This window comes from Deltaproteobacteria bacterium (genome assembly GCA_009930495.1).
GTDB lineage: Bacteria > Desulfobacterota > Desulfovibrionia > Desulfovibrionales > Desulfomicrobiaceae > Desulfomicrobium.
This window is the reverse complement of the sequence record RZYB01000120.1, coordinates 1-8,455: the sequence shown is the minus strand read 5'-3', so window position 1 is coordinate 8,455 and position 8,455 is coordinate 1. Positions and strand designations below refer to the sequence as shown.

Genomic DNA, 8,455 nt, shown 5'->3' with positions numbered 1-8,455 from the left:
CCAAGGCGAACACGCCATCCGCGTCGGGAACTTTTCCGGTGATGGCGGAAAATTCGCCCTCGTAACTCTGGCACAGGTTCAGATACACATGCCGGTTGGCCGGGGTGACCGCTCGAATATCCATGCATTCCTCGCGATAAAAAAAGGGACTCCGACCTTGACCGGAATCCCTCGGGAACACGTCCGCCGCTCCTGGCTACAACGACGCGCCAACCATCCGAGTCAGGCGCAGCAGCTGGTTCGTGAAACCGGCTTCGTTGTCGTACCAGACAATGATCTTGACCATGGTGCCGTTCATGACCGAGGTGCACAGGCCATCGACCACGCCACCATAAATGCTGCCAACATAGTCGCAGGACACCAGTGGCACTTCGGTGTAGCCCATGGCCCCGCCTTCCTTGCCGCTGGCAGCGGCCTTGAGCACGGCGTTGACCTCGGCGGCCGAGGTCGGTTTATCCACTTCCACGACCAGATCGACCAGGGACACGTTGGGCGTGGGCACGCGCACGGCCATGCCGTCGAGCTTGCCGGCCAGGGCCGGAATGACCAGACTCACGGCCTTGGCCGCGCCGGTGGTCGTCGGCAGGATATTCATGGCCCCGGCCCGGGCGCGGCGGATATCCTTGTGGGTACCGTCGAGCATGCGCTGACTCATGGTATAGGAATGGATGGTGGTCATCAGGCCGTGCCTGATGCCAAAGGCGTCATGCAGGGCCTTGGCCGCCGGAGCCAGACAGTTGGTGGTGCAGGATGCGTTGGACACGATGCCATGCGCGGCTGGATCATACAGCGAGTCGTTGACGCCCATGACCACGGTCAGGTCGGCGTTCTTGCCCGGCGCGGAGATGAGCACCTTTTTCGCCCCGGCCGCCAGATGCTTCTCGCAACTGGCCCGGTCCGTGAACTTACCCGTGGACTCGACAAGAATGTCGATGCCCTTCCAGTCCCAAGCGTCCGGAGCGTTGCGGGTGACCAGCACCTGTCTGCCATTGACCAGAAATCCCTTGTCGTTGGCCTCGACCTCGCCGGCAAAGGTGCCGTGCACGGAATCGTACTTGAGCAGGTGGGCCAACTGGGCGTTGTCGCCGCGCGCGTTGACGCAAACCAGTTCGATGTCCTGGACGTCGGCCAAGAGCCGGGCCATGTAGCGGCCGATGCGGCCAAATCCATTCAGCGCGATTTTCACAGCCATTTTCTCTCCCTGGAGCTTAGATTTTATTGGACGAGCCAAGCACGTTGCGGATCTTGTGGGCGACCATGTCGCGCACCGCGTCCCGGGCCACCTGCAAGTACTGGCGCGGGTCGAAGTGACTTGGATTTTCGGTCAGATACTTGCGAATGGTGGCGGTCATGGCCAGACGGATGTCGGTGTCGATGTTGATCTTGCACACGGCCGAGGCCGCGGCCTTGCGCAGCAGATCCTCGGGCACGCCCTTGGCCCCGCCGATCTGGGCACCGTACTGATTGGCCATGGCCACGAACTCCTGCGGCACCGATGACGCGCCGTGCAGAACGATGGGATATCCGGGCAAAAGCGCGGCGATCTTTTCCAGCCGGGCAAAATCGAGCTTGGCCTCGCCGGTGAATTTGTAGGCCCCGTGGCTGGTGCCGATGGCGATGGCCAGGGAATCGCAGCCGGTCTTGCCGACGAATTCCGCGGCCTGATCCGGATCGGTGTAGACACTGTGCTCGGAGCTGACGTCATCCTCGACGCCGGCCAGCTTGCCAAGCTCCGCCTCGACCCACACGCCCCGGTCATGGGCATAGGCCACGACTTGCTTGGTCAGGGCGATGTTGTCCTCGAAGGACAGGTGCGAGCCGTCGATCATGACCGAGGAAAAGCCGCCGTCGATGACCTCCTTGCAGATTTCGAATGTCTGGCCGTGGTCCAGATGCAGGCAGACCGGCAGATCGTTTTCGGCCAGGGCCGCCTCCATGAGCTTGATAATGTAGCCCTGCCCGGCATAGCGGCGGGCGCCGGCGGAGACCTGCAGGATCAGCGGGGACTGTTCCGCGTTTCCGGCGGCCATGATGCCCTGGATGATCTCCATGTTGTTCACATTGAAACCGCCCACGGCAAAACCCTCGGCATAAGCCCGGGTGAACATTTCCTTGGGTGTGGTCAAAGGCATGATCGTCTCCTTCAAAAAATCGGTTATGTAGTGGGTTCCAGGTATCCGCGCAACGATTCCAAAAACGCGGCATGAGTCAGATCAAAGGCCAGGGGCGTCACCGTGATGTAGCCCTGGCTCAGATAGCCCCTGTCCGTGTCGCCGGATACCCGATCCGGGGGAATGACGCCGCACAGCCAATAATACGGATTGCCGCGCGGGTCTTTCCGCTCGTCATACCAATCACGGTAGGTGGAGCGCGTCTGGCGGCAGACCTTGAGGCCCTTGGCCTCGCTCAATCTTCCAGCTGGAAAATTGACATTCAACACGCAGTTTCGCGGAAAGCCAGTCCACAAGTCATGGGCCAGCAGGGACACCGCGTACCCGGCCTGGGCCGAGAGCTCTTCCGGATGGTAATCATCCACGGACACGGCCATGGCCGGAATGCCGGCCAGGGCGCCCTCGGTGGCGGCGGACACCGTGCCGGAATAGAGCACGTCCACGCCGACATTGGCGCCGGCGTTGATTCCGGACATGATCACGTCCGGAGCCTTGGGCAAAAGATGGCTCAAGGCCAGCTTGACGCAGTCCGCCGGCGTCCCGGAAATGCCCAGCCCGGAAAAGCCGCGTTCCTCGACCTCCCGCACCCGCAACGGCGAAAACAGTGTCACCGAATGCCCGACCGCGCTCTGTTCGGTCATGGGCGCGGCCACATGCACCCGGTGTCCGGCCCGGATCAGGGCATCGTACAAGGCCCGCAGGCCTATTGCTCGGATTCCATCATCATTGGTAAGGAGAATGTCCATTTTTCAGGCGCGTCCGGATAAAGTTTCTTGGCCTGGGCATGCCCCAGGGTCAGGGCCTTGACGTTGATGTCCAGAATCTTGGCCGGCAACACGCCGGCCAAGGCCTTCTTGACGTTTGCAAACTGCATGAACGGCAAAAAATGGCTGAGCGCGCCCAGACAGATGATATTCATGGTTTGGGGCAGACCGATTTTTTCCCGAGCCAGCTTGGTGAAGGGCAGGCCCCAAAAAATATTGGACGGCGTCTGCGACACCAAGGTCGTGTCCACGAGCAAGAATCCCGAAGGCTTCAAGTTGCGGAAATATAAATTGCACGCCTCCTGGCTGAGGGCGACGAGCATGTCAAGGTTGACCGGCTTGGGATAGCTGATGGGATTGGAACTGACCACCAAGTCGGCCCGACTGGCGCCGCCCCGGGCCTCCGGGCCATAGCTTTGGGTTTGCGTGGCGTAAAAGCCATGATCCAGGGCCAAAACCTGCCCCATGATCTTGCCCAGGGTCAGGATGCCCTGCCCGCCCGTGCCGGACAGACGGATCTCGAAACGGTTCAATTCGTGCTGCTTTGGCATTTTCCCTGCTCCTGGAGTTTGGTGCGCAGTTCCTCGTAGCGGACCTCAAGACCGGGCCGCATCTCGTCACGAAAAACGCCGATGGGCGTGAACGCGGCCTTTTCCTCGGCCGTCATTTCCTCGTAACGATTCAACTTGACCGTGTTTTCCTTGTACCACCGGTACATATCGACCACGGTTTTGAACTTGTTCTTGCGGCCGTACTGGGTGTGACAGGGGGTAAGGATCTCGACCAGATTGAACCCCGGCTTGTCCAAGGCGGCGCTGATCAGATCGTCGAGCATGGTCGCGTGCATGACCGTGCCCCTGGCCACATAGCTGGCGCCACTGGCCATGGCCATGTTGACGATGTCGAAGGAGCTTTCCAGTTGTCCAAAAGGCGCCGTGGCCGAAATCGCGCCCTCGGGGCTGGTGGGCGAACTCTGGCCGCCGGTCATGCCGTAGATGTTGTTGTTGAGCACCAGGGCGGTCAGTCCGATGTTGCGCCGAGCGGCATGAATGAGATGATTGCCGCCAATGGCCATGGCATCGCCGTCGCCCATGACCACGATGACCTTGAGATTCGGATTGGCCATCTTGATGCCCGTGGCGAACGTCAGGGCCCGGCCATGGGTGGTGTGCACGGTGTTGAAATCCACGTACACGGCCATGCGCCCGGAGCAGCCGATCCCGGCCACCAGGACCACGTCGTCCTTGGCCAATCCGAGCCTGTGCACGCTGCGGATAAGGGACCCGAGCACGATGCCGTGCCCGCACCCGGCGCAGTAAACATGAGGGAATTTTTTGTTATGCCGCAAATAGTCGTGAATGAGTTCGGTGACTTGTGCCATGGTCATGCCTGCATGATGGATTTGAAGATTTCCGAGGGGGTGATGATCTGGCCGTCGATGCGGTTGATGGTCATGACGTGGGTCAAGCCGTTGTTGACGCGCTTCACCTCGCGCGACATCTGCCCCATGTTCATTTCCGGGACGACCAGGGCCTTGCACTGGCGGGCCAGGGGCTGAACCACGGATTTCGGGAACGGAAAAAGTGTCTTCAGCTTGAGCAGGCCGGCCTTGATCCCGTGCTCGCGAGCCATGTGCACGGCCAGTTCGGCCGACCGGGCCACGCAGCCATAGGCGATGACCACGACCTCGGCGTCGTCGCAATCAAGCGTGTCCACTTGCTGGATATCGTAAAAAAACTGATCGATCTTGCGGAATTGCCGTTGCATGAGGGCCTTGACCTCGTCCGGCTTGGACGTCGGAAAGCCGTTTTTGTCGTGGGTCAGGCCGGTGACATGGAAGCGATACCCAGACCCCAGCGGAGCCAGGGCCGGCACGCCGCGCATGGTTTCCTCGTAGGACACGTACCATTCCGGCGGCATGGCCGGAGCGACCCGGGCCAGAATCTCCAGGTCCTCGGGATCGGGCACGGAGATCTTCTCGCGGGTATGGGCCGTGATTTCATCGAGAAGCAGGATAACCGGGGTACGGTATTTTTCGGCGAAATTGAAGGCGACAACGGTCATCTCCAAACATTCCTGCACATTGCTGGCCGAAAGCACGATAATCGGATGATCGCCGTGCGTGCCCCACCTCGCCTGCTGCACATCGCCCTGGGCCGGGCTGGTGGGCAGGCCGGTACTCGGCCCGCCACGCATGACGTTGACCAGCACCAGTGGCACCTCGGTCATGCAGGCGTAGCCCAAATTCTCCTGCATCAGGGAAAATCCCGGTCCGGACGTGGCCGTCATGGACTTGCGACCGGCCAGGGAGGCGCCGATGATGGCCCCCATGCTGGCGATTTCGTCTTCCATCTGAATGAAAACGCCGTCTGCCGTCAGGGGCAGGCGCTGGGACATGACCTCGGCGATTTCCGTGGACGGAGTAATGGGGTAGCCGGCGAAAAAAGAGCACCCAGCCAGGAGCGCGCCCTCGACCACGGCCTCGTTGCCCAAGGCGAAAAGTTCCTTCCGTTTACGCTTTTTCATGGCCATGACAGTCTTCCTGGTTAGGGGTTCCAATGCTTTCTTCCGGACCCGGATCGCTGCTTGCCGGCGGCTCCGGAGCGACCACGCGCGGATCGAACTGACCATCGGTTTTTCTGCGGCTGGTCTCCCTGGGCGTCACGGACACCGCGAAATCCGGACAGTGCAGCTCGCAAAAACCGCAGTTGACGCACTCGTCCTCGCGAACCACGTGGGACTTGCCATCCTCTCCCAACTCGAACACCCCGGCCGGACAAAAGGCCACGCAGATGCCACAGCCCTTGCACCAGTCCGGATAGATCGTCACTTTTGCCTGACCTTTCTTCTTGGACATAACCACCTGGTTTTTTACTTGTGATGGGGTTGGACGGATACGCGCGCTCGAACACTGTGGGCACGGCCCAGTCTGTGGCACGAGGCTTGCCAAAGCCAAAAACTTCCCTGTAGACCCAAAAAAGGCGACACGGCAAACACACCAAGGACAACCCGCAAATCCCCAATTCTTTTAAGAATTCCAGATATTGCCCTAGGTTGCGCCATTACTCCATGCACGCAGGAATAGCAACTCGATGACCCATAAAAAAACATTCGTCCAGGACTTTACCGCCGGCCAGAGCGTCTCCGACACGTTCGCCCTGGCCCAGGCCCAACGCAAGGAGGCCAAGAACGGCCCGTACTGGCAACTCACCCTGACCGACCGCAGCGGCAGCATCGAAGCCCGGATGTGGTTCCCCCAGAGCCAACGACACGACACCCTCAAGGCCGAGCAATTCGTGGCCGTCACCGGCCAGGTGGTGTCCTTCAAGGACCAGTTGCAGATGAATATCACGGAACTAAGCGTCCTCGACCCGGACGGGGCCGGTCTGGATCTGGCCGATTTCCTGCCCTGCTCGGCCGTGCCGCCGGAAACCATCCTGGCCGACATCGAACGCCTCCTGGCCGGGGAATTGTCCTTCAAGCCCTGGAAAGCCCTGTGCCGGAACATTCTCCATGACGACGACATCCGCGCCGCGCTGCTCACGGCTCCCGGCGCCAAGGCCATCCATCACGCCCACGCCGGCGGGCTGTTGGAACACACCCTGGGTGTCATGCGCGTCTGCCAGTCCCTGGCGGACCTCTACCCCTGCGTGGACAAGGAAATCCTGCTCGTGGGCGCCCTGCTGCACGACCTGGGCAAGGCCTTCGAGCTGACCCACGGCATCAGCCGCGAATACACCGACCAGGGCCGGCTGCTTGGACATATCGAGCTGGGCCTGGAAATCCTGACCCCGTTCCTGCGCAAGGCCAAGGACCTGCCCGAGGGCCTGGCCCTGCATCTCAAGCATCTTCTGATCAGCCACCATGGCGAGCTGGAATTCGGCTCGCCGCGCCGGCCCAAGACCGTGGAGGCCTTCATCCTGCACTACGCCGACAACCTGGACGCCAAAATCAACACGGTCCAGGGCGCGCTGGCCAACCCCGACACCGGGGACGCGGGCACCTGGAGCGAATACCAGCGCAGCCTGTCCCGCTACGTGTTCCAGCCGGCGCGCACTCCGGTGCCGGCCGGGGAACCCGCCCCGAAATCCGCCAAGCCCGGCAAAACGCCCACCCGTTCCACGGACGCGCCCCTGCTCAAGCTCATGGGCCTTGAATCCAGTGCCCACAATTCCTGAAGGAGAAGCAATGTTCATCACCCTTGAAGGCATGGAAGGCTGCGGCAAGACCACGCAATGCACCAAGCTCATCGAACACTATACCCGCCAGGGCCGCGACGTGCTGCACACGCGCGAACCCGGCGGCAGCAGGCTGGGCAAGGACCTGCGGCGCATCCTGCTCGATCCGAAAAACACGGACATCGCCTCCACGGCCGAGCTGTTCCTGTATTTGGCGGACCGGGCCCAACACGTGGCCAACGTCATCCACCCCGCCCTGGAAGAAGGTCGGACCGTCATCTGCGACCGCTTCGCCGATTCCACGGTGGTCTATCAGGGCTACGGCCGGGGGCTCGATCCCAAATTGCTGCGCCAGCTCAACGACGTGGCCGTCCAGGGGCTGTGGCCCAACGTCACCGTGCTCCTGGACGTGGACCCGGAAATCGGCCTCAAACGCGCCCTGACCCGCAACATGCGTGACAACAAAACCAGCACCGAAGGCCGCTTCGAGGCGGAACACCTGGGTTTCCACGCCCGTGTTCGCGAGGGCTACCTGACCTGGGCGGCCCTGCACCGCAACCGGTTCATCGTTGTCGACGCCGGCCGCGACCCGGACGAGGTCTTCACGGCCATCCTGCGTGGCCTGGAGGAGAAGGGCCTTGACTGAGGTCACGGGTCTGGTCCTGACCCTGAACGGACAAAAATACTTGGAACAATGCCTGGAATCCCTGTCCTTCTGCGACAAACTCCTGGTCGTGGACTCGGGCAGCACCGACGCCACCGTGGACATCGCCACCCGCATGGGCGCCCGGGTGCTGGTCAATCCCTGGCCCGGGCCCAAGGCCCAGTTCGAATTCGCCTTTGCCCACATCGCGACGCCATGGGTCGTGTCCCTGGATCAGGATGAAATCCTGTCCGACGAGTTGCGCGCGGCCATTCCCGACGCCCTGCGCGCTCCAGGAGAAAACAACGCCTTTTATTGCCCGCGCGCATCCTTCTATTTCGACCGATTCCTGCGCCACAGCGGATGGTATCCGGACCTTTTGCCCCGCGTCTTCAAACTGGAATCAACCACCGTGCATGTTTCCGGACCGCATTACGGATTCTCGCCAACAGGAAAAACAACACGCCTGCATGGTGACATCATCCATTATCCGTACGAAAATCTCCAACAGCACGTGGAAAAAATCAATTACTACACGCAGATCGCGGCCCAGGAAATGCATTCCAAGGGCCAAGGAGCCGGCTTGGCCACGGCCTTGGGGCATGGGCTGGCCCGCTTCCTGAAAATCTATCTGATCCGCCTCGGTTTCCTGGACGGAAAGGCCGGATTCGTGCTCGCGGTCAACTCTTTTTTCTACGC

At 61.3% G+C, this 8,455-nt stretch carries 10 protein-coding genes; 3 read left to right on the top strand and 7 right to left on the bottom strand.

Annotation, left to right across the window (positions count from 1 at the left end):
• Positions 1-196 precede the first annotated feature (196 nt).
• The 7 genes from gap to EOL86_10085 are packed head-to-tail and all read right to left on the bottom strand — an operon-like array spanning position 197 to position 5,792.
• The gene (gene gap / locus EOL86_10115; GenBank protein ID NCD25925.1) at positions 197-1,192 is read right to left on the bottom strand and encodes a type I glyceraldehyde-3-phosphate dehydrogenase; all 996 of its coding nucleotides are present in this window, start codon (positions 1,190-1,192) and stop codon (positions 197-199) included.
• A gap of 16 nt (positions 1,193-1,208) precedes the next feature.
• Positions 1,209-2,132, bottom strand: coding sequence for a class II fructose-1,6-bisphosphate aldolase (gene fba, locus EOL86_10110; protein ID NCD25924.1), 924 nt, complete (start codon positions 2,130-2,132; stop codon positions 1,209-1,211).
• A 23-nt stretch (positions 2,133-2,155) separates the two neighbouring features.
• Positions 2,156-2,917: a 5'/3'-nucleotidase SurE gene (gene surE, locus EOL86_10105; GenBank protein ID NCD25923.1), complete on the bottom strand. Its 762-nt coding sequence runs from the start codon at positions 2,915-2,917 to the stop codon at positions 2,156-2,158.
• Entirely contained in the window at positions 2,875-3,486 is a 612-nt protein-coding gene (locus tag EOL86_10100) for a pyruvate ferredoxin oxidoreductase (GenBank protein NCD25922.1), read from the bottom strand. Before EOL86_10100 ends, surE begins: the two co-directional genes overlap by 43 nt.
• On the bottom strand, positions 3,465-4,316 hold the full coding sequence (locus EOL86_10095) for a 2-oxoacid:ferredoxin oxidoreductase subunit beta (protein ID NCD25921.1): 852 nt from the start codon (positions 4,314-4,316) through the stop codon (positions 3,465-3,467). Before EOL86_10095 ends, EOL86_10100 begins: the two co-directional genes overlap by 22 nt.
• Before the next feature lie 2 nt (positions 4,317-4,318).
• A complete protein-coding gene (locus EOL86_10090) occupies positions 4,319-5,467 on the bottom strand; it encodes a 2-oxoacid:acceptor oxidoreductase subunit alpha (GenBank protein ID NCD25920.1) in 1,149 nt (382 codons plus the stop codon).
• Complete coding sequence (locus EOL86_10085; GenBank protein NCD25919.1) at positions 5,448-5,792, bottom strand: 4Fe-4S dicluster domain-containing protein; 345 nt, start codon at positions 5,790-5,792, stop codon at positions 5,448-5,450. Before EOL86_10085 ends, EOL86_10090 begins: the two co-directional genes overlap by 20 nt.
• Before the next feature lie 235 nt (positions 5,793-6,027).
• Between EOL86_10085 and EOL86_10080 the strand changes: the two genes are divergently transcribed.
• The 3 genes from EOL86_10080 to EOL86_10070 form a co-directional block, all read left to right on the top strand.
• Positions 6,028-7,113: an HD domain-containing protein gene (locus tag EOL86_10080; GenBank protein ID NCD25918.1), complete on the top strand. Its 1,086-nt coding sequence runs from the start codon at positions 6,028-6,030 to the stop codon at positions 7,111-7,113.
• 10 nt (positions 7,114-7,123) lie between these two features.
• On the top strand, positions 7,124-7,759 hold the full coding sequence (locus EOL86_10075; protein ID NCD25917.1) for a dTMP kinase: 636 nt from the start codon (positions 7,124-7,126) through the stop codon (positions 7,757-7,759).
• Positions 7,752-8,455, top strand: a 704-nt coding sequence (locus EOL86_10070; GenBank protein NCD25916.1) for a glycosyltransferase family 2 protein, incomplete at its 3' end; no start/stop codon positions are given. The genes EOL86_10075 and EOL86_10070, both read left to right, overlap by 8 nt.